The 24,779-nt window shown below is 68.7% G+C and carries 24 protein-coding genes; 17 read left to right on the top strand and 7 right to left on the bottom strand.

Annotation, left to right across the window (positions count from 1 at the left end; translation table 11 throughout):
- The first annotated feature begins 7 nt into the window (after positions 1-7).
- From ileS to ACYQ8L_RS08500, 8 genes are all read left to right on the top strand, one after another.
- Entirely contained in the window at positions 8-2,800 is a 2,793-nt protein-coding gene (ileS, locus tag ACYQ8L_RS08535; protein WP_459941364.1) for an isoleucine--tRNA ligase, read from the top strand.
- Entirely contained in the window at positions 2,797-3,294 is a 498-nt protein-coding gene (gene lspA, locus ACYQ8L_RS08530; RefSeq protein ID WP_459941363.1) for a signal peptidase II, read from the top strand. The genes ileS and lspA overlap by 4 nt, the downstream gene beginning before the upstream one ends.
- Positions 3,295-3,443: 149 nt before the next feature.
- Positions 3,444-4,205 (top strand): prolipoprotein diacylglyceryl transferase, encoded by a 762-nt coding sequence (gene lgt / locus ACYQ8L_RS08525; protein ID WP_459941362.1) that lies wholly within the window; start codon positions 3,444-3,446, stop codon positions 4,203-4,205.
- A gap of 29 nt (positions 4,206-4,234) precedes the next feature.
- A complete protein-coding gene (locus ACYQ8L_RS08520) occupies positions 4,235-5,470 on the top strand; it encodes a ChaN family lipoprotein (protein WP_459941361.1) in 1,236 nt (411 codons plus the stop codon).
- Positions 5,471-5,630: 160 nt separating this feature from the next.
- Positions 5,631-6,185: a hypothetical protein gene (locus ACYQ8L_RS08515; protein WP_459941360.1), complete on the top strand. Its 555-nt coding sequence runs from the start codon at positions 5,631-5,633 to the stop codon at positions 6,183-6,185.
- Positions 6,186-6,492: 307 nt separating this feature from the next.
- Positions 6,493-6,714 (top strand): twin-arginine translocation signal domain-containing protein, encoded by a 222-nt coding sequence (locus tag ACYQ8L_RS08510; RefSeq protein WP_459941359.1) that lies wholly within the window; start codon positions 6,493-6,495, stop codon positions 6,712-6,714.
- Between the two features lie 30 nt (positions 6,715-6,744).
- Positions 6,745-7,290 carry a C-GCAxxG-C-C family (seleno)protein gene (locus ACYQ8L_RS08505; RefSeq protein WP_459941358.1) on the top strand — a complete coding sequence of 182 codons (546 nt, stop codon included), beginning with the start codon at positions 6,745-6,747 and terminating at the stop codon, positions 7,288-7,290.
- 402 nt (positions 7,291-7,692) lie between these two features.
- On the top strand, positions 7,693-8,031 hold the full coding sequence (locus tag ACYQ8L_RS08500) for a nitrous oxide-stimulated promoter family protein (protein ID WP_459941357.1): 339 nt from the start codon (positions 7,693-7,695) through the stop codon (positions 8,029-8,031).
- Here ACYQ8L_RS08500 and ACYQ8L_RS08495 read toward each other — a convergent pair.
- Both ACYQ8L_RS08495 and ACYQ8L_RS08490 read right to left on the bottom strand, forming a co-directional pair.
- Entirely contained in the window at positions 7,931-8,437 is a 507-nt protein-coding gene (locus ACYQ8L_RS08495; protein ID WP_459941356.1) for a bis(5'-nucleosyl)-tetraphosphatase, read from the bottom strand. The two genes, ACYQ8L_RS08500 and ACYQ8L_RS08495, sit on opposite strands and share 101 nt — an antisense overlap.
- A 224-nt stretch (positions 8,438-8,661) precedes the next feature.
- Positions 8,662-8,877, bottom strand: coding sequence for a hypothetical protein (locus ACYQ8L_RS08490; protein ID WP_459941355.1), 216 nt, complete (start codon positions 8,875-8,877; stop codon positions 8,662-8,664).
- Between the two features lie 157 nt (positions 8,878-9,034).
- Here ACYQ8L_RS08490 and ACYQ8L_RS08485 point away from each other — a divergent pair, with 157 nt between their 5' ends.
- The 9 genes from ACYQ8L_RS08485 (at position 9,035) to ACYQ8L_RS08445 (ending at position 17,318) form a co-directional block, all read left to right on the top strand.
- Positions 9,035-10,372, top strand: coding sequence for a sigma-54 interaction domain-containing protein (locus ACYQ8L_RS08485; RefSeq protein ID WP_459941354.1), 1,338 nt, complete (start codon positions 9,035-9,037; stop codon positions 10,370-10,372).
- 673 nt (positions 10,373-11,045) lie between these two features.
- Complete coding sequence (locus ACYQ8L_RS08480) at positions 11,046-11,411, top strand: NifB/NifX family molybdenum-iron cluster-binding protein (RefSeq protein ID WP_459941353.1); 366 nt, start codon at positions 11,046-11,048, stop codon at positions 11,409-11,411.
- A gap of 22 nt (positions 11,412-11,433) precedes the next feature.
- Positions 11,434-11,817, top strand: a complete 384-nt coding sequence (locus ACYQ8L_RS08475; RefSeq protein WP_459941352.1) for a NifB/NifX family molybdenum-iron cluster-binding protein — start codon at positions 11,434-11,436, stop codon at positions 11,815-11,817.
- Entirely contained in the window at positions 11,756-12,097 is a 342-nt protein-coding gene (locus ACYQ8L_RS08470) for a DUF5320 domain-containing protein (RefSeq protein WP_459941351.1), read from the top strand. Before ACYQ8L_RS08475 ends, ACYQ8L_RS08470 begins: the two co-directional genes overlap by 62 nt.
- A gap of 369 nt (positions 12,098-12,466) precedes the next feature.
- Positions 12,467-13,309: a nucleotide-binding protein gene (locus ACYQ8L_RS08465; protein WP_459941350.1), complete on the top strand. Its 843-nt coding sequence runs from the start codon at positions 12,467-12,469 to the stop codon at positions 13,307-13,309.
- Positions 13,306-14,181, top strand: coding sequence for an ATP-binding protein (locus ACYQ8L_RS08460; RefSeq protein ID WP_459941349.1), 876 nt, complete (start codon positions 13,306-13,308; stop codon positions 14,179-14,181). The genes ACYQ8L_RS08465 and ACYQ8L_RS08460 overlap by 4 nt, the downstream gene beginning before the upstream one ends.
- Before the next feature lie 156 nt (positions 14,182-14,337).
- On the top strand, positions 14,338-15,216 hold the full coding sequence (locus ACYQ8L_RS08455) for a P-loop NTPase (RefSeq protein ID WP_459941348.1): 879 nt from the start codon (positions 14,338-14,340) through the stop codon (positions 15,214-15,216).
- Positions 15,217-15,524: 308 nt separating this feature from the next.
- Entirely contained in the window at positions 15,525-16,547 is a 1,023-nt protein-coding gene (locus ACYQ8L_RS08450; RefSeq protein WP_459941347.1) for a molybdopterin-binding protein, read from the top strand.
- Between the two features lie 333 nt (positions 16,548-16,880).
- Positions 16,881-17,318 carry a hypothetical protein gene (locus ACYQ8L_RS08445; protein ID WP_459941346.1) on the top strand — a complete coding sequence of 146 codons (438 nt, stop codon included), beginning with the start codon at positions 16,881-16,883 and terminating at the stop codon, positions 17,316-17,318.
- Positions 17,319-17,341: 23 nt separating this feature from the next.
- On the opposite strand, the gene ACYQ8L_RS08440 is transcribed toward ACYQ8L_RS08445, so the two are convergent.
- The 5 genes from ACYQ8L_RS08440 to acsB form a co-directional block, all read right to left on the bottom strand.
- On the bottom strand, positions 17,342-19,099 hold the full coding sequence (locus ACYQ8L_RS08440) for an acyl-CoA dehydrogenase family protein (protein WP_459941345.1): 1,758 nt from the start codon (positions 19,097-19,099) through the stop codon (positions 17,342-17,344).
- 12 nt (positions 19,100-19,111) lie between these two features.
- The gene (locus tag ACYQ8L_RS08435; protein ID WP_459941344.1) at positions 19,112-20,017 is read right to left on the bottom strand and encodes a DMT family transporter; all 906 of its coding nucleotides are present in this window, start codon (positions 20,015-20,017) and stop codon (positions 19,112-19,114) included.
- An 81-nt stretch (positions 20,018-20,098) separates the two neighbouring features.
- On the bottom strand, positions 20,099-20,980 hold the full coding sequence (locus ACYQ8L_RS08430) for a dihydropteroate synthase (RefSeq protein WP_459941343.1): 882 nt from the start codon (positions 20,978-20,980) through the stop codon (positions 20,099-20,101).
- A gap of 54 nt (positions 20,981-21,034) precedes the next feature.
- Entirely contained in the window at positions 21,035-22,393 is a 1,359-nt protein-coding gene (acsC, locus tag ACYQ8L_RS08425) for an acetyl-CoA decarbonylase/synthase complex subunit gamma (protein WP_459941342.1), read from the bottom strand.
- A 94-nt stretch (positions 22,394-22,487) separates the two neighbouring features.
- Positions 22,488-24,692 (bottom strand): acetyl-CoA decarbonylase/synthase complex subunit alpha/beta, encoded by a 2,205-nt coding sequence (acsB, locus tag ACYQ8L_RS08420; protein WP_459941341.1) that lies wholly within the window; start codon positions 24,690-24,692, stop codon positions 22,488-22,490.
- Positions 24,693-24,779: the final 87 nt, after the last annotated feature.

The raw sequence follows: 24,779 nt of genomic DNA, 5'->3' as shown, positions 1-24,779 counted from the left end.
AGAGCCGATGGACTACAAGGATACCCTGAACCTTCCCAAAACCGCCTTTCCCATGCGGGCGAACCTGGCGCAGCGGGAGCCGGAGATGCTCCGGCGGTGGGAGGAGATGGGGCTCTACGACCGGATTCTCGAGCGCTCGAAGGGCCGCCCGCTCTTCGTGCTCCACGACGGCCCCCCCTACGCCAACGGCCACATCCACATGGGCCACGCGGTGAACAAGATCCTAAAGGACATCGTGGTGAAGAGCCGGTCCATGGCGGGGTACCACAGCCCCTACGTGCCGGGCTGGGACTGCCACGGGCTCCCGATCGAGCACCAGGTGGACAAGGAGCTGGGGCCCGAGAAGGAGAACCTCTCCAAGGCCGAGGTGCGCCGCCGGTGCCGGGCCTACGCCGAGCGGTTCGTGGAGATCCAGCGGCGGGAGTTCCAGCGGCTCGGGGTGTTCGGGCTGTGGGACGACCCCTACCTCACCATGAGCTACGATTACGAGGCCCAGATCGCCCGGGAGTTCGGCCGGTTCGTGGAGACCGGGGCCGTGTACGTGGGCCGAAAGCCCGTGTACTGGTGCGCCTCGTGCCGCACGGCCCTGGCCGAGGCCGAGGTGGAGTACGCCGACAAGACGAGCCCCAGCATCTACGTGAAGTTCCCCTACGCCGGCGATCCGGCGGAGATCGCCCCGGCCCTGGCCGGCAAGCGGGTCTCGGCCGTGATCTGGACCACCACGCCGTGGACGATCCCGGCGAACCTGGCCCTGGCGTTCCACCCCGAGTTCGAGTACGCGGCCTACGAGGCCCCGGCCGGCTCCGGGGAGGTCTGGATCCTGGCCCGGCGGCTCGCGCCGGTGGTGCTCGAGGCGGCCGGGGTGGACGGCTGGAAGGAGCTCGCTCCGGTTGACCCCAAGGCCCTGGAGGGCAAGGCGTTCCGCCACCCCCTGTACGACCGGGACAGCGTGGTGGTGCTCGGCGACCACGTCACCCTGGAAGCCGGCACCGGCATCGTCCACACCGCCCCGGGCCACGGCCAGGAGGACTACGAGGTGGGGCTCCGGTACGGCCTGGAGCCCTACGCCCCGGTGGACGACCAGGGCCGGTTCCTGCCCGATGCGGGGCCGTTTGCGGGCCAGCAGGTGTTCGAGGCCAACGCGGCGGTCAACCGGGCCCTGGCCGAGGCCGGTGCGCTGCTGCGGGAGGAGAAGATCCGGCACTCCTACCCCCACTGCTGGCGCTGTAAGCAGCCCGTGATCTTCCGGGCCACCCGGCAGTGGTTCATCTCGATGGACAAGACCGGCCTGCGCCGGAAGGCGCTCTCGGAGATCGACCGGGTTCGGTGGATCCCCCGGTGGGGCCGGGACCGGATCTACAACATGGTGCGCGACCGCCCCGACTGGTGCATCTCGCGCCAGAGGGCCTGGGGCGTGCCGATCACGGCCGCCCGGTGCGCCGACTGCGGCGGCACGTACCTGGACCCCCGGGTGAGCTACCGGGCGGCCGAGGTGTTCGAGAAAGAGGGCGCCGACGCCTGGTTCGAGCGGCCGATCACCGACTTCCTGCCCGACGACGCCGCGTGCCCCGCCTGCGGGGGCACGAACCTCGAGCGGGAGGAGGACATCCTGGACGTGTGGTTCGACTCGGGGGTCTCCTTTGCCGCCGTGTGCGAAAAGCGCCCCGAGCTCGACAGCCCGGCCGACCTCTACCTGGAGGGCTCCGACCAGCACCGGGGCTGGTTCCACTCGAGCCTCCTGGCGAGCGTGGGCACCCGGGGCCAGGCGCCGTACCGGGCCGTGCTGACCCACGGGTTCGTGGTGGACGGCGAAGGCCGGAAGATGTCCAAGAGCCAGGGGAACGTGGTGAGCCCGGAAGAGGTGATCCGACGCTACGGCGCCGAGATCCTACGGCTCTGGGTGGCGGCCGAGGACTACCGGGACGATATCCGGATCTCCGAGGAGATCCTGACCCGGCTGGTGGAGGCCTACCGCCGCATCCGAAACACCTGCCGGTTCCTCCTGGGGAACCTCTCGGACTTCGACCCCGAGGCCGACCGGGTCGACCGCTCGGAGCTCTGGGAGATCGACCGCTACTGCCTCGACCGTCTGAACCGGCTGGTGGAGCGGTGCCGCCGGGCCTACGACGAGTACGAGTTCCACGTGATCTTCCACCGCATCCACAACTTCTGCGCGGTGGACCTCTCGGCCTTCTATCTCGACATCCTCAAGGACCGGCTGTACACGTTCCCGGCCCGGAGCCTGGGCCGGCGGGCGGCCCAGACCGTGCTCCACGAGGTGCTCCACAAGCTCTGCCGGCTCATGGCCCCGGTGCTCGCGTTCACCGCCGACGAGGTGTGGCAGCACCTGCCCGGCGCCGAGGGGAGCGTGCACGCCGAGCTGTTCCCCGAGGTGGACGCCGCGGCCGTGGACGACGAGCTGGCCGACCGGTGGGACCGGATCCGGAAGCTCCGGGCCCTGGTGGCCAAGGCCGCCGAGGACGCCCGGGCGAAGAAGGTCATCGGCCACTCCCTCGACGCCAAGGTGGTGCTCCACGTGGACAACCGGTGGGAGGCGTTTCTGGGGTCCTACGCCTCGGAGCTGCCGTTCCTCTTCATCGTGAGCGAGGTGGACCTGGTGCCCGGGGCCGGGGGGGCGTTTACCGACCCCGACCTCCCGGGCGTGGGGGTGAGCGTGGAGCGCGCCGAGGGCGAGAAGTGCCAGCGGTGCTGGAACTACTCCCCCACCGTGGGGCAGGACCCCGAGCACCCCGAGGCCTGTGCCCGGTGCGTGACCCATCTGGCCGAGGCGGCCGGGTGAGGGAAAAGCTCCTGCGGTTCGGCCTGCCGGCCGGCCTCGTCCTCGGGCTCGACCAGGCCACCAAGGCCTGGGTCATGGAGACCTTTCGGCTTTACGAGAGCCGCCCGGTGATCGAGGGGTTCTTCCACCTGACCTACATCCGAAATCCCGGGGCGGCCTTCGGCCTCCTGGCCGGCCACGGGGAGGCGTTTCGCACGCCGTTTTTCATCGGGGTGACCCTGGTGGCCCTGGTAGCGATCGGGGTGGCCGTGAAGCGGCTCGGCGCCGATCGGCGCTGGACCCTGGCGGCCCTGGGGCTCGTGGCCGGCGGGGCGGTGGGGAACCTGATCGACCGGCTCCGGTGGGGCGAGGTGGTGGATTTTCTCGACGTGTTCTGGCGAAGCTACCACTGGCCGGCCTTCAACGTGGCCGACTCGGCCATCACCGTGGGGGTGGCCCTGCTCCTTTTAGAGGAGTTTTTGGGCCGGAAGGTCGGGGAGGAAAGGCCGGGATGACTCGGGTCCGACAGGTTCCGGTTAGGCGGCTGGGCGGCTGGGCCGCGCGGCGGCCGAGCCCCATCGTCGCTCCGGCGTCGTCTCCGTCCCGGGTCGGGGGGAGCTGTCCCGCGTTCCCATCTTCCAACCTTCGAGCCGCGTAACCCCCCATGCATCCGATCCTGTTTCAGTTCGGCAAGCTCACCGTGTACACCTACGGGCTGTTCGTGGCCCTGGGGTTTTTCGCCGCCCTCTGGGTGGCCGGACGGGAAGCCGAGCGCCTGGGGCTCGAGCCGCGGAAGGTCCAGGACCTGGGCCTGGTGGTGCTGATCGCGGCGCTCGTGGGGGCGCGGCTCTTCTACGTGCTCGTGGAGTGGGAGTACTTCGTCGAGCACCCCTGGCAGGTGTTCGAGATCTGGAAGGGCGGGCTCGTGTTCTACGGGGGGTTCGTGGTGGCGGCCCTGGCGAGCTTGGCCTACGTGCGCCACGCCGGGCTTCCGGTGTGGCCCACCGGCGACGCCGTGGCCCCGGGGCTCGCCCTGGGCCAGGCCCTGGGCCGGATCGGGTGCTTTTTCGCCGGGTGTTGCTACGGCGCCGAGTGCGACCTGCCCTGGGCCGTCACCTTCACCGATCCCCGGGGCCTGGCGCCCCTGAACCTGCCCCTGCACCCGACCCAGCTCTATAGCGCCCTGGGGAACCTGGCGATCTTCCTCGTGCTCTACCTGGGCTTCCGGAAGCGATGGGGCGGCACCGGCCGGGTGTTCGGGCTCTACCTCGTGTTGTATCCGGCGTTCCGGTTTGTCGTGGAGTTCTTCCGCAACGACCCCCGGGGCGCCCTGGGCCCTTTGAGCACGAGCCAGGCCCTGGGGATCCCGCTCTTCCTGTTCGGGCTGTGGCTCCTATGGGCCCGGCGGGGGGAGCGCGCCGGGTGAGGGCGCGCGGACTCGAGAAGGGAGGCCCCATGCGAACCCAACTCCTCGTGATCCTGGCGGCGGCCGTCCTCCTGGGCGGCTGCGCCCAGACGCTGTTGACCGTGGACCGGGTGGAGTCGCCCTACCGGGATCTGTCGACCCTCGAAAAGGGCGACATCGTGCACCTGCCCACCGGGCGGCTCCTCACCGAGGAGGAACTCCTCGAATTTTTGAGCGGCTACCGGGTCGTGTACGTGGGCGAAACCCATGACAACGTGTTCGATCACGACGTGGAGCTGCGGATCCTAAAGGGCCTCACCGAGCGGTTCCCCGGCCGGGTGGCCCTGGGGCTCGAGATGCTCCGCCGGCCCTACCAGGAGGGGGTGGACCGGTTCCTCGCCGGGGAGATGGGCGAGCGGGAGTTCGTGCGGGAGGTCTGGGCCAAGTCCTGGGGACCCCAGTCCTGGCCCTACTACCGGGAAATCCTGCTCTACGCCCGGGAAAACAAGATCCCGGTGCTGGCCCTCAACGCCGGCCGCGACCTCACCCGGGCCGCCGTGCGGGTGGAGCGGCTCGAAGACCTCGCCCCGGAACTTCGCGAGCGGGTGCCGGAGGATCTGGACCTGGACGACCCCTACCACCGGGCGTTCATCCAGGGCATCTTCGGCGGCCACTCCAAGGGCACGAGCTACGGCGACGCCTTCTACCGGGTCCAAGCCATCTGGGACGAAACCATGGCCGAGACCGCGGCCCGGTTCCTGGCCGATCCGGAACACCGGGACATGCGGCTGGTGGTGTTCGCCGGGGGGAACCACGTGCGCTACGGGTTCGGCATTCCCCGCCGGGTGTTCCGCCGGGTGCCGGCGGCCTATGTGATCGTGGACCCGCTCACGATCGAGATCCCCGAGGACAAGAAGGAAAAACTGCTCATGGACGTGGAGCTGCCCGATCTCCCCCTGCGGCCGGCCGACGTGTACTGGGCCGTGGGCTACGACGACCTGGAGGACGACCGGGTCATGCTGGGGGTCCGGATCGAGAAGGCCGAAGGGGGAGGCGCCCTCGTCAACGGCGTCATGCCCGGGAGCCCCGCGGCCAAGGCCGGCATCCGGGAAGGCGACGTGATCGTGGCGGTGGACGGGGAACCCGTGGAGGAGCTCTTCGACCTGACCTTCCAGGTGAGCCAGCACAAGCCCGGCGACACCGGCCCGGTGGAGGTCGTCCGGGACGGCGAGCGGATCCGGCTCGAGGTCACCTACGACGTGGTGCGCCACGGGGAGAAGCGGTGAACGGCGCGGAGGCTGGAAGGCTGGGAAGCTGGAAGGCTGGAAGGACCGTTGACAGCGCAGCGGGGCGCTTGCTCACCGGTGCCGGGGCGTCGGGCACTGGGGCGAACGGGGGGCGGGCCGGCGGCCGGCTGCGCCGGCTTCGGCCGGGCGGTCGGAACCCATGACCCGGCCCCGGGCCTCGCTCTCGACGCCTCCGGTGTTCCGCCACCTCACCGGGTGGCGGGCCTGGGCCACCGTGGGGTGCGGGCTGGGGCTTGGGGCCCTCGCGCTTCGCACCGGGGTCGAGGCGTCGCGCCTCGAGCCGGGCTGGGGGTTCTGGGCTCTGGCCACGATCGCCCTGGCCGCCGCGGCCCTCGTGGTCACGACGCTCCCCTGGCGCCTCACCACCCGGTTCGACGACGAGGGCGTGGCGATCGGCTGGGCCCTGGGCCGGCTGTTCGTGCCCTGGGGGGCGATCCGGCGCGTGGTCGTGGGGTCCCTGGGCTCGGGGGGCCAGCGCGATCCCTTCACCGTGACCCTTCTCCTTCGCGACGGCCGCGAACTCCTCTACCTGCCCCTGGGCCGCAGGGCCCCCTCCGAGGTCCCGGCCGCCGCGGCCCTCCTGGCCGAGGCCGAGCGCCGGGGCCTCCGCGTCGAGAACACCCTGGCCACCCCCGAGGAGATCGCCGAGCGCGAGCGCCGCTGGCGCGAGGCCCGACTCAAGGGGTGGCGGTAGCGCCCGGGCCGGCAGCGGCCTAGGTTTTCCGCCCCCCGTCTCCGCGGCCCGCCTCTCCCCTACTCACGAGTGAATCTTTGAACAAGAACCCCGGGTGTGTGCCCCGGGGGACAGGCCTCTTGGTTTCTGACCTGGGCGAAGGGTTCGGATTTTTTGTCCCCAGGGCTAAAGCCTAGCAAGACACTCGACGAAAAGATGGACAGGGTCCCGATTTCCCCCACTTGGGTCGTCGGTGTCTGGCGGCGACAGAGTGGGGGAAGAGCGGGCTGGGCGTGTGGCTTTCATCACAAAGCCAAGGAGGTGAAGCGTGAAACCCAAGCGGAAAGGCAGCACAGTCCTCTCCCGTCGCAACTTCCTCGCCCGGGCCGGGGCGATGGCGGCCGGCGGGGTGGTGGCCGCCGGCAGCATGCCCACCCTCGCCCAGGCGAAGCCCACGGATCCCGGGCCCCTTCCCTGGCCCTGGCCCAAACTCGACCCGCAGGAGGCGGGAGAGAGGGCTTTTCGGCTCTACTTCGAGAAGGGTGGGTGAGGCACCGGCGCCTGGCTGGGGGTCCTCAGCTTGCTCAAAGAGAAGGTCGGGTTTCCCTACACCCTGTTGCCGGAGGACATGTTCCATCATGCGGCCGGAGGGTACGGAGGCCAGGGGACGCTGTGCGGCTCCCTCGGGGCCTGTGCCGCGATCATCAACCTCGTGGCGTTTGACGACAAGAAAACCCACTCGAAACTGGTGGCGGAACTGATTCACTGGTATTCGCAAACCAGCTTTCCGTCCAAGCGGTTCGATGCCATCGCGGACTACAAGGATCAGATTCAGACTGTGCCCAATTCTCCTCTCTGCCATGCTTCGGTGTCCGGCTGGATGATGGCGGCCGGGGCGTCCTACAAGGACAAGGAAAGGAAGAACCGCTGCGCGAAGGTCGCCGGCGACACCGTGTACCGCATGGTGGAAATGCTCAACCAGCACGTGGAAGGGAAGTACGTGATGGCAGGAGCCAAGATCAGGCCCGAAACGGAGCACTGCCTGAGCTGCCACGGCCCCAAGGCCGACAACAACCAGAAGGGCAGCATGAACTGCCTGAGTTGCCACGACGACCACACCAAGTAGACCGGACCGGTTGTCCTTGAACGGCCCACCGAGGGGTCGGCGCTGCCGCGCCGGCCCCTTTTTTGGTACCCTCGGCAGGGCAACGGGGCGGCTTGGAGGTTGCGGAAGTCCTCCCCTGGGTACGTCACGACCCGGGAGGGTGCGAGCAACGGCAGGAGGGCGGCGGCTCGGGGCAACGGGACCAACCAAGGGGATGGTGACGGCGGCGGGACGTGGATCCCTCGGTGGTCGGATGCTGTGCTCACGCACGGCCGCAAGCCACTCCCGTGCCCTCGCGATGGACGTGAGCGTTCACGTCGCCCCCGTGTTAGTGGCTGTCGAGCGCAACTCCCCACGGAAGAGGCCGGGACCAGGCCTGCGAGGGGTCCCGTTGCCGATCTGGAGGATGGACGGGGAACCATCATGCCCAAGGAACGCAACCCCCGCATGGAGCGGGAGCGGAAAACCATCGCGGCCATGATCCGGCTCTACTGCCGCGGCCACCACCCGGGGCCGGAGCGGCCGTGCGCCGAGTGCCGGGAGCTTCTCGCCTACGCCCTGGAGCGGCTCGACCGCTGCCCGTTCCAGGAGGGCAAAACCACCTGCGCCCACTGCCCGGTGCACTGCTACAAGCCCTCGATGCGAGAGCGGGTCCGCGCGGTCATGCGCTACTCCGGCCCCCGGATGCTCCTCCGCCACCCGATTCTGGCCCTTCTCCATCTGTGGGACGGCCGCCGGAAGGAGCCGGTGCGGCACCGGTGACCAGGCCGTGGGCCCAGTCGAGGACCGGCCGGACCCGCTCGGCCAGAAGCGCCCGGGCCTCGCCGTAGGGGAGCCACCGGAACTCGTGGTGCTCCGGCCGGCCCAACTCCGGGCTCACCGGAAGCCGCACGTCTCCCTCGGGCGCCTCGGCCACGTAGTACCGGGCCACCTTGCCCCGGCCGTAGGGAGGCGTCTCCCGAAACCCCGTCCCCCACCGGAACACGAACGTGTCGAGCCCGGTCTCCTCCCGGGCCTCCCGGAGCGCCGCGGCCAAGGGGTCCTCCCCCGGCTCGACCTCCCCCTTGGGGAAGTCCCAGTACCGGTAGGCCCGGAGCACCAGATACCGGGGCCCCTCGGGGAACCGCCGCACCGGCACGATGCCGGCGGAGAGGACGCGAGGCTTCATGGGACCCTCCCGGGGACCGGCCGACGGCCCCGTCGGCCACACTTGGCCGGAACCGCCGGCTCAGCAAAGATCTTGTCGTCAGGAGGCGGGGGTAGAAAGCCAAAAACCCTTGCGATTCCAGCCGGCATCGTGCATCAGCCCGTTGCTGCGACCACGGTGGCACCGCCGACGCCCGCGGGCGCTCCAACGGCGGGAATCCCGGCAAGGCGATCGCTGCCCGCGCGTCAGTTTCCCAGGAGTTGCCGGGCCCTCTCGCGCTGGTTGGGAAACAGGTCCGGGGGCACCCTTTCCCTCCCCCACGCCTTGAACACCATGTACCGCGCACACTGGCTGTTGTCACCCAGGCAATACCTTTTCTTGTAGGTTTCGGCCATGCGCGGCATATTGGCCATCTTGTCGTTGAAGAAGGGGCACCGGGGGAGACACTCACACTTGGTCATAACACACCTCCTTGAAGTGGTTTATCTTGCTTATCGGCCGTGTTGCCCGATACATTAAGGGAAATAAGCGCGGCGGTTCCCTTCCCGGGAACTTCCGCGGCCGCACGCCCGGCGAGGCGTCTTCCCTTCGAAGGAATCAGGGCGTAAGGTACCGGACATGAGGGATCCGTCCCCGCAGCCCCCCGACGTGCACCTGGCCACGATCCTCGACAGCGTGGCCGACGGGGTGTTCACCGTTGACACCGAAATGCGGATCACCTCCTTCAACCGGGCTGCCGAGGAAATCACCGGATTTCGGCGGGAAGAAGCCCTGGGGCAACCCTGTTGCGAGATTTTCCGATCCAACGTCTGCTTTTCGGACTGTCCCGTGCGGGAAGCGTTGCGCACGGGATCCCCAGTCCGAAACCGCGTCGTGGACATCCTGGACCGCGCGAACCGACCCATTCCGATCTCGGTCAGCGCTTCCGTGCTGCGAGATCCGAGCGGCGAGCCCGTGGGGGGCGTGGAGACGTTCCGGGACCTTTCCGAACTCGATGCCCTGCGCAAGGAGGTCCTGGACAGGTGCTCGTTTCAGGACATCGTGAGCCGCAACGCGGCCATGAGAAAGATTTTCGACGTTCTCCCGGACGTGGCCGCCAGCGATGTGACGGTGCTCCTGGAAGGGGAAAGCGGCACGGGTAAGGACCTTTTTGCGAGGGCGATCCACCAACTGAGCCCACGCCGCGAAGGGCCGTTCGTCGTTGTCAACTGCGGGGCGCTGCCCGAATCCCTGTTGGAGGCGGAGATCTTCGGGGCCAAACGGGGCGCGTTCACCGGGGCGGTGGAGGATCGGCCGGGTCGGTTGGAACAGGCCAGCGGCGGCACCTTGTTCCTCGACGAGATCGGGGATCTTCCGCTGCCGCTCCAGGTGAAGTTGCTGCGCGTGATCGAAAACCGCGAATATCAACCGCTGGGTGCCAAACGCCCCCGGCGGGCCGACGTGCGGTTCCTGGCGGCGACGCACCGGAATCTGGAGCGGATGGTCGCCGAGGGGACATTCCGCCAGGACCTCTTTTTTCGGATTAACGTGGTATCGCTACGGATTCCCCCGTTGCGGGAGCGCCCCGACGACCTCCCGTTGCTGTTGGAGTTCGCCCTCGACAGGTACACCCGGCGATACGGAAAGAAAGTGCAAGCGTACGCTCCGCAGGCCCTCGAACTGCTGTTGGCCTACGAGTACCCGGGCAACGTGCGCGAGCTGCTTCATGCCGTGGAGCGGGCCGTGATCCTGTGCCGGGGGCACGAGATTCTCCCCGAGCATCTTCCCCCGAGCATCAAGAATGCATCGGCCGACCGCGCACTTGCCCCCCCCTCCCGAAACCGCCCCAGCCCCGCCGAACTCGAGCGAATCGTGCGCCAGCACGGGGGCAACCTTTCCAAGGCCGCCCGGGCGCTCGGGGTCCACCGCACGACCCTGTGGCGGTGGCTTCGACGCGAAAGGGCAAACCAGCCCTGACCTGCGTTGCACGTGATGCATCATGGTGTGCATTGCAACACCGGGCCCGCCCCCTGCTTCCCACCTGGTGATCCGGCCATTCCAATGCCCTGACCGTTTCCGACCGTTGCATTTGCAACACTCCCTCCGGCGGACCTTTTCAGGGTCCTAAGCCTAACACACCGATATCACCTCATAATTCCTGCATCCGTTGTCCATAGCTGCTGGCACGCCCTTTGCTCTTCGGTCGGGCATGGCACAGAGGGAACGCTTTCGGGTACCCGGGCTCGCGGCGGCGCCCGTTTACCGAGGCCGCATTCTGCCGCGGTTTTGTTTCGCCCGGATGTTTTGCCTCGCGGGCGAGGACTGGTGCCGCAGCGACGGCAAGCCCCTTCGGTGGGTCCAGTGGGACCCGGTCGTTGACCCGCCCCTTCCGCTGTGGTTGCGGGACCTCGGGGTCCGCTGGGTGGTCTGCGGCGGGATTCACCCACGGCATCGCGCCGCGCTGGAGGCGCAGGGCCTGGAGGTGGCTTGGGGATACCGGGGCCCCGCCGAAGAGGCGCTTCGCCGGTGGGCGCGGGGGGAAGAGGGCGAGTTGTGCGTTTCCCCCGGATGCCGCCGGGGTGCCCGGAGGCATGGGCGTCCGGGGCGGGGAACGCCAAGGGAATAAACCTCGAAGGGCAAAGGAGTTCGCATGAAGATCGCCATCACATCGAGGGGGCCCTCCCCCGAGGACAAGGTCGACGAGCGGTTCGGCCGGGCGTATTGGATTCTTTTCTACGACGACGCCGCGGACCGGTGGGAAGCATTCGAAAACTCCGAGGGGGTCAACGCGGTGCAGGGGGCCGGCATCGCCACCGCCCAGGTCGTGGCCGGACGGGGGGCAAAGGTCGTCATCACAGGGGCCGTGGGTCCCAAGGCGTACCAAGCCCTCGCCGCGGCCGGCATCGAGGCGTATCAGGGCGCCACCGGCACCGTGGCCGATGCCCTTCGAGCCTGGCGCGAAGGCAAACTCCCCCGGGCCACCGCCGCCACCGCGGCGGGGAAGCCCCACACGTGAGCAAGGGGAAAAGGAGACGACAATGGACAAGACCGTCATCGCTGTACCCTCCCAGGCCCCCGGGGGCCTCGACGCCCCGCGGTCGGGCCATTTCGGCCGGTGCGACGCCTTCACCCTGGTGGCCGTCAAAGACAAACAGGTGCTCGACACCCGTGTGGTCCCCAACGTCGAGCATACGGAGGGGGGGTGCCTCGTCCCTGTGCAACTTCTTTACCGGGAGGGAGCAACCTGCCTCGTGGTCGCCGGCATCGGCATGCGGCCCCTGCTCGGGTTCCAGCAGGCGGGGATCGACGTCCTGGTGGGCCCCGGAACCACCGTGGGGGAGGTGGTCCAGGCGTACCTCGATGGGTTGGTCCGCCCCATCCAAGAAACCGATGTGTGCGGGGGGCACCACAGCCACGCGTAATCCAAGCAAGAAGGAGGTGAGAGCCATGCCGTGGGGAGACGGAACAGGACCGATGGGAAGGGGTCCGGGAACCGGTTGGGGACGCGGGTTCTGCCGTCGTGCGCCCCGGTCCGCGGCAGGCTGGGGCCGAGGGCCGGGGCCCGGGTGTGGGTGGTTCCGATGGGCGGATGCGGATGACGACCGCAGTTGGCTGGAAGCCCGGGCGGCCGCGCTACGGGCCCAGCTGAAAGCCGTGGAAGAGAGGCTGAGGGCCCGAGGCGAGGATCAGGCCTCCCCGTAGAGATGCGGAGGCCCCCGGTTTCCGGGAAGGTACGTTCCCGTTGTCGGTGATGCCGTGGCCGGGCCCCGCCCTCCGGGGGCCCGGGTCGCGGGACTGCCGAGGTTTCGGGTAGCCCGGCGCTACCTCGGTCGGGCTACCCATTTTTCTGCACCGTTTCCGGGCACAACAAAGATCATGGACCGTGTTGCCATGCCACGAAGTTGGGGGCCGGCTTCGGCCGGGCGCGAGTGCCGTACCCGTCCGCGGCTCCTCGGGGGCAAGAACGCCGCGTTCGGGAATGCCTTGGGTTGGGATTCGCGACCCCGCCTCGCCCCTGCTCGACACCCCCGTCCGCGGGCTCGGGTCAGCCCCGCAGGAGGTCGTCTCGCCGTGCAAATCGCCGTAGCAAGTGGAAAAGGGGGAACCGGAAAGACCACCGTGGCCACGCACCTGGCGTGGGCCGCATCGGGTGGCGCGGGGGCGGCGCTTCTCGATTGCGACGTGGAGCAACCGAACTGCCACCTTTTCGTTCGGCCCCGCATCTCCCGCGTCGAGCCGGTCACCGTGCCGGTTCCGCGGGTGGACGAGAGCCGGTGTTCGTCCTGCGGCACCTGCGCCCGGGTGTGCGAGTTCAACGCCATCGGATGCTTCGGCGGCACCGTGCTCGTGTTCGATCACATGTGCCACGGTTGCGGGGCCTGTGCCGCCCTGTGCCCGGAGCAGGCCATCCGCGAGGAACCCCGGCCGATCGGCACCGTGCAAGAGGGCACCGCCCTGGGGTGTGCGTTTCGGATGGGCACGCTGAACGTCGGAGAAGCCCTTGCCCCACCGGTGATTCATGCGGTGCGGAACGGAGCCGAGCGGGCGGATCTCGTGGTGATCGATGCCCCACCCGGCACCTCCTGTCCGGCGATGGAGGCCGTTCGGGGAGCCGATTTCGTGATCCTCGTCACCGAACCCACGCCGTTCGGGCTCAATGACTTGCACCTGGCTGTGGAGATGGTCCGGGCCCTCGGGCTCCCCTGCGGGGTCGTGCTGAACCGCGCCGACCGGGGGGCCCCGTCGGTACGGGACTATTGTCGCGCCCAGGGGCTGGCCCTGCTCATGGAGTTGCCGTTCGACCGGAGGGTCGCCGAGGCGTACTCCCGGGGACAACTGGCCGGTGAACAGATCCCGGAGTACGGGCAGCGGTTCCGGGACCTCCTCACCGCCATCGTGGAGGGGCTCCGATGAAGCGGCTGGTCGTCATCAGCGGAAAAGGCGGAACGGGGAAAACGAGCCTCGTGGGCGCGTTCGCCGCGCTGAGCGAGAACAAGATTCTGGTGGACTGCGACGTGGACGCCGCCGACCTGCACCTGATCCTCGGTCCGCGACAGGAGTCCCGCCACGAGTTCGTGGGGGGAAAAAAGGCGAGCATCCGTTCCGACGCGTGCACGGGATGCGGGCAGTGTCACGAGGCGTGCCGCTTCGACGCGATCCGGCCCGACGGAGACCGATACCGCGTGGACCCCTATGCCTGCGAGGGCTGCGGGCTGTGCTGGCGGCTCTGCCCTTCCGGTGCCGTGGCGTTCGAGCCCGCCGTAAGCGGGGAATGGTATGTGTCCGCGACCCGCCATGGGCCCTTGGTTCATGCTCGGTTGGGCATCGCCGAGGGAAACAGCGGGAAACTCGTCACCCAACTCCGGCAGGAGGCGGACCGGATCGCCGAGGCCCGGGGCCTGGAACTCGTCATCGTGGACGGGGCCCCGGGGGTGGGTTGCCCCGTTATCGCCTCGCTCTCCGGCGCCTCCCACGCCGTGATCGTCACGGAACCCACCGTGTCCGGGCTCCACGACCTCCGCCGGGTGGCCGCGCTGGCCGACCAGCTCGGGGTGCCGGCCACGGTGTGTGTGAACAAATGGGATCTCAACCCCGACCTCACCGAAGAGGCGGAGCGATGGGCGGGGGAGAACGGTCTCACCATCGGCGGCAGAATCCGGTACGACCCCGGGGTGATCGATGCCCAGGTGGCCCAAACCACGGTCCCGGAGCACGCGTCCGGCCCCCTGCGGGACGACTTTTGCGCCTGCTGGGAGGCCGTACGAGGGGTCCTGGGCATCGGATGAAATCCCCCCGACCGCCGAACCCGAGGGCACGGAAGGAACGGCAATTCACGCCCGGCCGGCGCCGGTCCCCCGCCCGCGTCCGGCGATACGTTTGAATGCACTCGTGAAACGTCGGTCGGCACCAATCCTCGAAGAAACGACAAGGAGGGAAACCGAATGAGCGAGGCCTGTTCATCCATGCAGCCCCTGCGGGACCCCGAGATGGCGGCGCAGGATCGTCGACTCGCAGAACGGTTAGAGGGCATTCGGCACAAAATCCTCGTCATGAGCGGCAAGGGCGGGGTCGGAAAATCCACGGTGGCCACCAACCTCGCGGCGGCCCTGGCGCGTACGGGGAACCGGGTCGGACTACTGGATGTGGATCTGCACGGCCCATCGGTGCCCGTTCTCCTCGGCGTGGTCGGCCGGGTCCCCAAGGTAACGGGCCAGGGGATTGAACCCATCGACTGCGGGCCCAACCTCAAGGTGGTTTCCATGGGAAACCTGTTGGATCGCCCCGACCGGGCCGTCATCTGGAGGGGCCCCCTGAAAATCGGTGCGATCCGCCAGTTCATCGGGGACGTGGAGTGGGGCGAGTTGGACTGCCTTGTCATCGACTGCCCCCCCGGGACGGGAGACGAACCCCTCACGGTCGCCCAGACCATCCCCGACGCCTGGGCTCTGGTCGTCACCACCCCGCAGGAGGTGAGCTTGGCCGATGTGCGAAAATCCATCCAGTTCTGCCGCCAGGTTCACCTGCCGATCCTCGGCATTCTGGAGAATATGGCCGGTTACGTGTGCCCCCACTGCGGCCGCGAGGAGGCCCTGTTCGGGCAAGGGGGAGGGGAGGCAACCGCCCGGCAGGCCGGCTTGCCGTTCCTGGGCCGCATCCCCGTTGACCCGCGCCTCGTGAGGGCCGGCGACCAAGGCCGCCCGTTCCTCGACGAGGCGCCGGAGTCCCCCGCCGCGCGGGCTTTTCTGAACGTGGTTGCGAATATCAGAAAGCGCCTGGAGAACGCCGCCGCGCCCTACGACCCGGAAGCGACCGACGGGTAATCCCTGCCCTCGTTCCCCGGCGTTTCGCCGCTTTCCCTTGACGAGGCGGACGGGGTCCCCGGACCCGCCCGAACCGAAGCGCGCCCCGGGGACCGGAGGCGATGGAGCGGCTCGAAGGCCGGGGATCCCACGTTCGCCCCTTTCGTGCCGGCGGTCATCGGTACTCCATCGGGCTCCGCGCACCGCCGCGCAAGAAGGCAGGGTTCGACGGGCCGGCGAAAACGCGGGAACCCCACGGGCGGCTGGGCCTTTCGAGCCCGCCCGCGCTCGCCCCGGCCGAGGGCGTCTGGAAACAGGAGAAGGCTCGGATGAGGCGGAAGGAAATCCCCTTGGAAGAGGCGGTTGGGTTGCCCCTCAGCCACGACCTCACCCAGATCGACGCGGCCGCCGGGTTCAAGGGACCCAGATTTCGGCGCGGCCACGTGGTCCGGCCGGAAGACCTGCCCGTATTGCGTGCCATGGGCCGGGCCCACCTGACCGTGCTGGAACTGGACCCCGAGGAGGTCCACGAGGACCGGGCCGCGCTACGAATGTCGGCCCGGTGCGCCGGAACGCACGTGACGGTCGAGGGCCCTGCGGAGGGCCGCTGCACGCTGGTGGCCGCCGCACGGGGCCTTGCCTCGTTCGACCCCGACTCCGTCCACCGCGTGAACGAGGATCCCGACTGGATCTTTGCCACGGTGAGCCCGAACGCGGTCGTGGACGTTGGGAACCCCGTGGCGGCCTTCCGCGTGGTGCCCCTGGCGATTCAGCGTTCCCAACTCGAGCGCGCCCTCTCGGTGGCCCCCGTCGTCAGCGTGCTTCCGTTTCGAAAACTCCGGGTCGCGTTGGTGGTGACCGGTCGCGAGTTGGCCGATGGACTGGTGCGAGACGCCTTTGCCCCCAAACTCCGGAAAAAACTCGCCCGCTACGGGGCCGACCTCACCGGCGGCACCGTCGTGTCCGACGATCCCCGACGGATCGCCGAAGCCGTTCGCCGATTCTGGGACGAAGGGGCCGAGGTCGTTCTGTGCACCGGCGGCATGAGCGTCGACGCGGACGATCGGACCCCTGCGGCCATCCGTTCGGTATGCTCCGAGGTGCGATTTCGGGGCGTGCCCGTGCTGCCGGGGTCTATGCTGATGCTCGGGACGCGGGGCCACCGGATCGCGGTCGGTGCCCCGGCCTGCGTGGTCCACGACGAGTGGACCAGCCTGGACCCCCTGCTCGGGCTCCTGTTCGCCGGGGTCATCCCCACCCCCCAACAGGTCCGCCGGTGGGGGGTCGGAGGACTCTGCCGACGGTGCCCCGTCTGCCACTTCCCCTATTGCGGGTTTGCCGAACGCCCCTGAGGGCAGCCCGCGTCCTTCCAAGTCACTTCCCGCTAGGACGCTGGGAGGCTGGGATGCTAGAACGCCAAAATCCTTTGTGATTCCAGCGTCAGCGGCTGTCCCAACCTGTGGGAGCGGCTGCCGTATCAGGGGCCAGAATTCAGAAGTCAGAGGTCAGAGAGCCCCCTGTCCTCTGTCGTCTGTCCACCGACTCCTGACAACACGGGCCCGTCGCACCCGGTTCGGGGGGACGGTGGTTTCGAGATCACGGCCTTGCCCATACTGCCGCAGTACGTCAAAATCCCGCTGGGATCGGCCCCACCGAGCGTTCTACCGTGAAACCGAGGAAACGCCATGCCCGTCAAGCTGGACGACCTGCACGAGGCCTACATTTTCGTGGAAAGCTCCGGATTTGTCGAACACCTCGCGTTCGTGCACCGGCCCACCGGCGCCATCTGGTTCTGGAGCGAGGATCTGGGCTGGCTTGACGAAGACGGCCCCGAGGGCATCGAGGACCCGGGTCGCTTGGGCGAAGACTACGTTCCCGTGCCCGGCCGCCACGAGCTCGCCCTGGGGAGCCGGGTGGTGAGCGAGTTCGTGGATCGCCGGATCCCCGAGGAGGCGGGTCGGGTCGCCGCGTTCTTCCGCCGCAAGGGGGCGTACCGTCGGTTCAAGGCGTTCTTGGAGGAGCGGGGGCTCCTTGACGACTGGCATCGGTTCGAGGAGGAGGCCCAAAAGGAGGCACTCCGGGCCTGGGCGGAACGCGAGGGGATCGAGCTCCTGGAGGAGTAACGAATTCCCGGATCGGCCCCGCGCTACAGGTCCACCCGCTCCCGCTCCACCAACCACCCCGCGATCTCCTCCCGGAGCGCCAGGGTGTCGGCCGGGTCGCGCCGCAACACGCCGGGGAGCCTCGCCAGGGCCTCCCGGTCGCCCAGGTGGACCAGGGTCTCCTCGGCCAGCGATGCGGCCCTGCGGACGGCCTGCTCCACCGTGAGGCGGGCCGCCGCCAGGGGGATCGCGGCCCGCGCCTCGCCGTTCGCCCGCACCGCCTTCTCGGCCCGCAGCACCGCCGATTCCGCCTGGAGCGCGAGAAGGGCGAGGTCGGCGATCCGCAGGTCCACGGCCTGGTCCCCGGCGTCCCAGCCCGCCCCGAGCACCAGGAGGGCGAGGGCCTTGAGCCCCTGCACGAGGCGCCGCCCCCCGACCAGGGGGCCCTCGGCCATGCCCGGGCCCGGCAACCCGCCCCGGCCGAGGGCGGCGCGCACCTCGGCGATCCGCCGCTCCAGGGGGAGCTCCCCGGCCCCGGCGCGCCGCTTGAGCAAGGTCGGCGCCAGGATCCGGTTGATCTCGTTCGTGCCCTCGTAGATCCGGTTGATCCGGCTGTCCCGGTAGTAGGCCTCCACCGGGTACTCGGCGCAGTACCCGTACCCCCCCAGGCACTGCACGGTCTCGTCGGCCACGAAATCGAGCGTCTCGGTCCCCAGCACCTTCACCAGGGCGCACTCGATCGCGTACTCCTCGATCGACCGGAGCCCGCCCTCGCCGCGGCCGTGGCCAGCCCGGGCCACCAGGGCGTCAATGAGGCCCACGGTGCGGTACACGGCCGCCTCGGCCGCCCAGATGCGGGCGTACATCTCGCCGAGCTTCTCCCGAATGGCCCCGAACGCGGCGATCCGGCGGCCGAACTGCCTGCGCTCCAGCGCGTAGGCCAGGGCCTGCTCCAGCGCCCGCTTGGCCGCCCCCACGGCCACGGCCCCCAGCTTGAACCGGCCGATGTTCAAGATGTTGAAGGCGATCTTGTGGCCCCGGCCCACCTCGCCGAGCACGTTCTCGGCCGGTACCACCACCTCATCCAGGTGCACGCCGCAGGTCGTGGCGCCGTGGAGCCCCATCTTTCGCTCGTCGGGGCCGAACGTGAGCCCCGGGGCGTCCCGGTCCACCAGGAACGCCGTGAAATGCCGGCCGTCCACCTTGGCGAACACGGTCAGGACGTCGGCGATCCGGGCGTTGGTGACGAACTGTTTCGTGCCCGTGAGCCGGTAGGACCGCCCGTCGGGCGAGGGCACGGCCCGGGTCCGGATGGCCAGGGCGTCGGACCCGGCCGTGGGCTCGGTAAGCGCGTAGCAGCCCAGGAGGCTCCCGTCGGCAAGGCCGGGGAGGTACCGGCGCTTTTGGGCCTCGGTGCCGTAGTACACCAGGGGGAGGCTCCCGATCCCGGTCTGCACCAGGGCCGTGATCTGGAACGAGGCCTGCCCCGAGAGGTTCTCGGCGATCAGGGCCGAGGTGGCCTTGTCGAGCCCGAGCCCGCCGTAGTCCTCCGGCACGTCGGCCATGAGAAGCCCCAGCTCGCCGGCCTTTCGCAGCAGCCGGCGCAGGAGGTCGAGGTCCTTTCCCTCGAGTTGGTCCGAAACGGGGAGGACCTCGTTCTCCATGAAGGTCCGGGCCGTGCGGGCCATCATGCGCTGCTCGGCCGTGAAGTCCTCCGGCGTGAAGGTCTCGGCCGCGTCCCGGTGTTCCAGGAGGAACGCGCCCCCGGCCAGGAGGGGCGCGTCGTGATCGTTCGGCTGCATCGGTCCGTCTCCTCATCCCGCGGGGGCCCGGCCGGCCTCCCGCTCCCGATTGAGCACCGCCACCGCCGCCAGCACGAGCGCCCCGCCGGCGATTTGGCCGGTGCCCAGGGCCTCGCCCAGCACGGCAAAGGCGATCGCCGCCGCCGCCACCGGCTCCAGGAGCGCCACGATGCTCGCCCGGGTGGCGCGGATCCGCTCGATCCCCACGAAGTAGAGCCCGAAGGGAACCAGCGTTCCCATCAGGGCCACGTAGGCGATGAGCCCCCACTGCCCGGGGGAGTACCCGGCCCGGAGGTAGTGGAACGGCGGGTACAGAAGGTGCAGCGTCACGGCGGCGAACGCCAGGGCGTAAACGAGGGCGGTCCAAGGGGGCACCCGGGCCATGACCCGCTGCCCCAGGAGGCTATAGGCCGCGAAACACACGGCCGAGGCGAGCCCGGCGGAAACCCCGAGCCCGTCCATGCGGGAGAGACGGAGTCCCCCGCCCCCCACCACGAGGTAGGCCCCCCCGAGCGCGAGGACGAGGGCGATGAGCTTCGCCCGGGTGGCCCGCTCGGCTCCGGTCCCGACGGCCACGGCGGCGATCAGTGCCGGCGCCAGGTACTGGAGCAGGATCGCGGCGGCCACCTCGATCCGGCTGATGGCGTAGAAATAGGTCACCTGCACGAAGGCCAGGGCCCCGCCCCCGAGCAGGGCGACCCAAGGCCACTCGGCCCGCGGGAGCCGCAGGGGCGCGCCCCGGAGGCCCAGGACCAGGAATCCCGCAACGGCCCCCAGGGTGGCCCGCATCTGCACCAGGGCCAGGGGCTCCACCCCGCCCCGGAACAGGGCCTTCCCCGCCACCCCCGACGAAGCCCACAGCACGGCGGCGGCCGCCACGGCGGCGTACCCCCATTCCTCCCGCTTCGTTTCCAGCATGGCTATACCGGTCCCCCCGAAAGAAACGCCCCGGGCCGTGGGGCCCGGGGCGCGAGGTTCCGAGCGGTCGGAACGGATCCGTTAGTCCTCGAGCCAGCTGTGGGAGTAGAGCACGTCGCCGTTCAGCACCTTGAAGGTCTTGTAGAGCACCTTCTCGGTGTCGTTCGTGGGCTGGACGTCCTCGCCCTTCATGAGCTTGCCGATGTACTCCACCTGGTCCATCCGCTCGCCGCGGCAGATCGCCATCATCTCGGAGTCGTAGGAGTCCACGATCGCCGACTCCTGGCCCAGGTGGTAGAGCATCATCAGGTACACCCGGTTCAGGATGGGCCGGAGCTCGTTGGGCGCGCCGTTCGAGACGTTGGAAAGCCCGCAGGTGTTCGTGGCCCCGGGGATGATGTCCTTCACCATGGGCAGGAACTCCATGTAGGCCTTCACCTGGTTGATGTCCACCGACACCGGGAGGACGATCGGGTCCACCCAGTACCGGGCGTGGTCGATCCCAAGCTCATCGCCCATGGCCATGATGGTGGTGAGGGCCACGGCCCGCTCGCTGGCGTCCCGCGGAATCCCCTCCTCGCTCATGGTCAGGGCCACGAAGTCCGCATCGTACTTCTTCACCAGCGGCAGCCGCTCCTGCATGCTCTGGGGCTGGGCCGAGATGGAGTTGATGAGCGCCCGCTCGTTGCACACCTGCAGGCCCGCCTCCACGGCGGCGGTGTTCGTGGTGTCCAGCGCGAGCCGGACGTCCTTTTTGACCTCCTGCACGGTCTCGACGAGCCAGCGCATCATCTCGTCGCCGGCCTTCCGGGCCGGGCCCAGGTTCAGGTCCAGCATGTCGGCGCCGGCCGCCAGCTCCTCCTCGGCCATCTTCTGGATCGGGCCCTTGTTCTTCTCGCGGATCGCGGGCCCGATCGTCTTGCTCATGATGTTGATGCTCTCGGCAATCGTGAAGATTTTCATCTTATCCCTCCAAAGGCGAAAACCGGGGGGCGCCGGCGGCGCCCCCGGCCGGGCTTACTTGTTTTGGGCCACGTAGTCCTTGAGGAACTTCGGAATGTCGGCTGCCTCGCGGGTGCCGATCACCACCTCCCAGCCCTCTCCCAGCTCCTCCTGGAGCTCGCCGGAGATCTGGGCCACATAGCCCGGGATGATGATCTTGCGGTGGTTCACCTTCTCGGTGATCCCGCTCTTCTTCACGAACGGGGCGATGGCGTCGGCCACGAACTTCCCGGCCGACCAGGCGGTGAGCACGCTCATGCCCTCGGTGTCCATGATCAGGAGCCAGGTGGGCACCCGGCTCGCCTCGACCTCGGCGCTCACCACGAAGTAGGTCAGGGCGAAGTTCGTGGTGATGATGACCGGGCTGTCCGGGCCGGGGTTGTTGATCTCGTAAATGCCCTGGTCCATGGTCATGGGCCGCTGGGGGTCGGTGTAGATGTTGAGCCGGTTCACCAGCAGCGGGTAGGTCACGGCCGGGTCCAGGGTGCTCAGCACCACGGCGCCGGCGTACTTGTCGATAAGGAGCGCGGCGTAGGTGGCCTGGAGCTCCACGTGGTCGGTCATGGCGCAGGGGAACGCGATCGTGGGGAACCCGAAGGGCCGGAACTTCTTGTCCAGCGCGGCCCGCCGGATTCCGATGTTCGCAGTCACGGTCTCCCGGATGCCCTTCCAGCCGGTGTCGAGGAGGGCCTCCTTCAGGCCCGCGGCCACGATCTTCTCGCCCACCGCCGCGAGGTCGTCGAGGGTGTCTCCCTTGGCCACCGGCACGGCCCCCACCTCCTTGGCGAAGGCGATGAGCTCGTCGGCGTTGTCCTTGGTGACCGGGTGGATCGCGAACTTCTTGCCCTTCAGGGCCTCGGCCGCGGCCTTCAGGGTGGCCACGTCCTCGGAGGACACGATGATCCCCTTCTCCGTGGCGCCGCCGACCTTGTTCACGAGCTCCAGGAACGAGCCCTGGTCCTTCTTCTGGTCCCAGAGGAAGGCCCAGTTGGGGGCCAGGGTCTTGCCCACCCGCTCGAAGCTCTGCTCGTTCAGGAGCTTGAGCTGGGCGTCCACGTGGTCGGCCGGCTGGTCGTTGGAGAGGGCCACCACGATGGCCGTGGGGTTCACGAAGGTCTTCTCGTGGCGGTACTTCACGGTCTCTCCGCCCACCTTCCAGGCCGCGTCGCCCTGGCCCAGGGTGACCTCCCGGATCGGCGGGGCGCTCGCCTCGGAGAGCTGGGCCTTCGACTCCTCGCTCACGTAGGGGCACTTCTCGAGCTCGGCCTTCCCGGCCGCCAGCTTCATGGCGAAGGCGAGACAGGTGGGCTCCCCGCACTCCTTGCAGTTGGTCTGGGGGAGCAGTTTATAGATCTGAATTCCCGTGAGTCCCATGATCCCTAACTCCTTTCGTCAATGCGCAGTCCGCGCAAACCGTTGAACCACGAACCGGCCGGGGGAGGGCGGCGGCCCTCCCCCGGCCGACGCCTTACATCATGGGCTCCATCTCGAGGGCGGGATGGCCCACCTTCTGCATGAACTCCATCACCTCTTCCTCGGTGGTGGCGTCCTCCTCGGTGGCGATCTTGTCGTAGAGGTCGGGCACGCCCTCCTCCTCGCCCCGCTTCTGGATCACCTCTTTGAGGGCCTCCTTGAGGTGCTTGGGCATCCAGGCGAGCCGCTTGATGCCGCCCTCGGCCGAGATGAACTTCTTCGAGCCGATGTAGAACTTCGAGATGCCCACGAAGCCCGGGGTCTGGGCCCCGCCGCCCACCGACCCGGCCAGGGTCGAGAACGGCATGCCGCAGGGGGTCATGCCCGGGTAGTCCCGGTCCACCACCATGACCGCGTTGGCCATGGGCAGGAGCACCACGATGGCCTCGAAGCACCCGCAGGAAGTCATGGGATCGACCATCAAGGAGTAGGCGCTGAACGCGGTTACGGACTCGTGGGAGTTCTGGTACACGTACTCGTTCACGCCGCTCCACTGGCCGAGGCGCTCGTCGATCACCTCGCCCTTCTTCACGGGCTGGTTCGGGCCGGTGGGGTTGATCTCGTAGGCGGCCTTGCCGTCGAGCCAGTTGTAGGCGCCGCAGAGCCCAGGCCGCTCGGGGCTGATCACGCACACGTGGTCCGGGGCGAACGACTGGCACAGGAGGCAGGAGTAGAACGTGTCCACGCTCTCGTCGGTCATGGCACCGAGACGCGACTCCCGCTCGCGGTACGTCTTGCGGGCCTCCTCGATGAGCTCTTTGACCTTCTCGGGCTCGGTGTAGATCTTGACCTGCACCTTATCGAGGATCTTCCCGAACTCGTTGTGGAACTTGGCGTGGAGGATCGTGCCGAAGTGCTTCAGGCGGAAGCCCGCCTCGTAAGCCTTCTTGGAGATCCGCATCCACAGGATGTCGCGCTGCCCGATATGAAGCACGCCCTCGGCGCCGTTCAGGAGGTGGTGGATCTGGCGCTCCAGGATCGGCTCGAAGTCGGGCTGCATGTTCCGGCCGGCCACCTCGACCCAGATGCCGATCGGGTAGGTCTTGCCCACCTCCATCTCGTCCAGATCGGGCCCGATGACCTCGAACTTGCCGTCCTCCACCTGGTCGAGGTCGAGCATCCGGCAGAACTCGAACCCGTCGGCCTTGGGACCTCCGAGCTCCACGTGCATGGCGTCGCGGCCGATCCGCTCGCCCTCGAAGGCCGGGGAGTAGGAGACCGGGATGTCGATCTTGGAGATCTGGATCTTGAGGCCCCGGACCTCGATGGCCTTCGACACGATCTGGTCGTGGGGCACGTTGGAGACCACGTGCTCGTAGGTGCAGATCCCGGTGACCAGGATCTCGGGGATGTCGGAGTCCGCGATGGTCGGGAACCCGTAGTTAATGGCCCCGGCCGCGGCCGCGTACCACTCGTCGGTCACGGTGCCCAGCGCCAGCACGAACGCGAAGATCCGGTTCTTGTTGTACCGGAGGATGCCCCGATAGTCGCCCGGCTTCACGCCGCCGAAGGCCATGGCGGCCCGGGTGGCGAACCCGACGGCGTGGATGGCGGCCGAGGTGTCGCGGCCGAAGGGCACGAGCCGGGTGGGCCAGCCCACCTGGACCCCGGCCTCCACGAGCTGCTCGGCAAAGGTCTTGCCGTTGTGCTCCGAGGCCATGAACACGTAGATGCCCTTCTCCTGGAGTTCCTTGGCGATCTTGACCGCGGTCTCGTTGTCGGGGGCCGCGCCCACGACGGCCGCGAACCCGGGGGCCGAGCCGTCCACGAACTCGACGCCGCGTTTGCGCATGATCACGTCGTCGGCAGCGCCGAGCCAGATGTTGTCCTCGGTGGGCTCCTCACCCGTGACGTAGGGGATCGGATCCTCGAGGTATTTCAGCGCCTCCTCCATGTCGTAGGCGAACAGGGTGGCCATGCCGGCGTCGAGGGCGTGGCCCAGGTAGGGCACCCACAGCTTCTCCTCCACCTGGGGCGGCAGGAGCTCCCGGCACTTGGCCAGAACCGGCTTCATGTCGGCGAGCTTCTCCACCTTGTGGCCCAGGATGCCGTAGATCACGGGCAGGTAGTACCCGGTGTTGGGGAGCTTGACCTCTTTGTCCTCGCCGAACTTGGCGATGGCGTCGTTGACCTTCTTCTCCACGCGGTCCACGATGGCGTGGGCCCCGCGGATCGCGGCAGCACAAATAATCCTCGACATCTCGTTGACCTCCCTCGGTTAGACTTCGAGCTGGCGGCGGGCTTCCATGTCGAAGAGCACCCGCTCCTTCTTCTTGTGGATCCCCAG

Source organism: Deferrisoma palaeochoriense (genome assembly GCF_054656955.1).
This window is presented reverse-complemented; position numbering and strand designations above follow the sequence as displayed.

Excerpts from the sequence above, each read along its gene's own strand:
- ileS (WP_459941364.1), top strand. The coding sequence starts at position 8 with ATGGACTACAAGGATACCCTGAACCTTCCCAAAACCGCCTTTCCCATG.
- lgt (WP_459941362.1), top strand. The coding sequence starts at position 3,444 with ATGCATCCGATCCTGTTTCAGTTCGGCAAGCTCACCGTGTACACCTAC.
- ACYQ8L_RS08520 (WP_459941361.1), top strand. The coding sequence starts at position 4,235 with ATGCGAACCCAACTCCTCGTGATCCTGGCGGCGGCCGTCCTCCTGGGC.
- ACYQ8L_RS08515 (WP_459941360.1), top strand. The coding sequence starts at position 5,631 with ATGACCCGGCCCCGGGCCTCGCTCTCGACGCCTCCGGTGTTCCGCCAC.
- ACYQ8L_RS08500 (WP_459941357.1), top strand. The coding sequence starts at position 7,693 with ATGCCCAAGGAACGCAACCCCCGCATGGAGCGGGAGCGGAAAACCATC.
- ACYQ8L_RS08495 (WP_459941356.1), bottom strand. The coding sequence starts at position 8,437 with ATGAAGCCTCGCGTCCTCTCCGCCGGCATCGTGCCGGTGCGGCGGTTC.
- ACYQ8L_RS08490 (WP_459941355.1), bottom strand. The coding sequence starts at position 8,877 with ATGACCAAGTGTGAGTGTCTCCCCCGGTGCCCCTTCTTCAACGACAAG.
- ACYQ8L_RS08485 (WP_459941354.1), top strand. The coding sequence starts at position 9,035 with ATGAGGGATCCGTCCCCGCAGCCCCCCGACGTGCACCTGGCCACGATC.
- ACYQ8L_RS08480 (WP_459941353.1), top strand. The coding sequence starts at position 11,046 with ATGAAGATCGCCATCACATCGAGGGGGCCCTCCCCCGAGGACAAGGTC.
- ACYQ8L_RS08475 (WP_459941352.1), top strand. The coding sequence starts at position 11,434 with ATGGACAAGACCGTCATCGCTGTACCCTCCCAGGCCCCCGGGGGCCTC.
- ACYQ8L_RS08470 (WP_459941351.1), top strand. The coding sequence starts at position 11,756 with ATGGGTTGGTCCGCCCCATCCAAGAAACCGATGTGTGCGGGGGGCACC.
- ACYQ8L_RS08460 (WP_459941349.1), top strand. The coding sequence starts at position 13,306 with ATGAAGCGGCTGGTCGTCATCAGCGGAAAAGGCGGAACGGGGAAAACG.
- ACYQ8L_RS08455 (WP_459941348.1), top strand. The coding sequence starts at position 14,338 with ATGAGCGAGGCCTGTTCATCCATGCAGCCCCTGCGGGACCCCGAGATG.
- ACYQ8L_RS08450 (WP_459941347.1), top strand. The coding sequence starts at position 15,525 with ATGAGGCGGAAGGAAATCCCCTTGGAAGAGGCGGTTGGGTTGCCCCTC.
- ACYQ8L_RS08445 (WP_459941346.1), top strand. The coding sequence starts at position 16,881 with ATGCCCGTCAAGCTGGACGACCTGCACGAGGCCTACATTTTCGTGGAA.
- ACYQ8L_RS08440 (WP_459941345.1), bottom strand. The coding sequence starts at position 19,099 with ATGCAGCCGAACGATCACGACGCGCCCCTCCTGGCCGGGGGCGCGTTC.
- ACYQ8L_RS08435 (WP_459941344.1), bottom strand. The coding sequence starts at position 20,017 with ATGCTGGAAACGAAGCGGGAGGAATGGGGGTACGCCGCCGTGGCGGCC.
- ACYQ8L_RS08430 (WP_459941343.1), bottom strand. The coding sequence starts at position 20,980 with ATGAAAATCTTCACGATTGCCGAGAGCATCAACATCATGAGCAAGACG.
- acsC (WP_459941342.1), bottom strand. The coding sequence starts at position 22,393 with ATGGGACTCACGGGAATTCAGATCTATAAACTGCTCCCCCAGACCAAC.
- acsB (WP_459941341.1), bottom strand. The coding sequence starts at position 24,692 with ATGTCGAGGATTATTTGTGCTGCCGCGATCCGCGGGGCCCACGCCATC.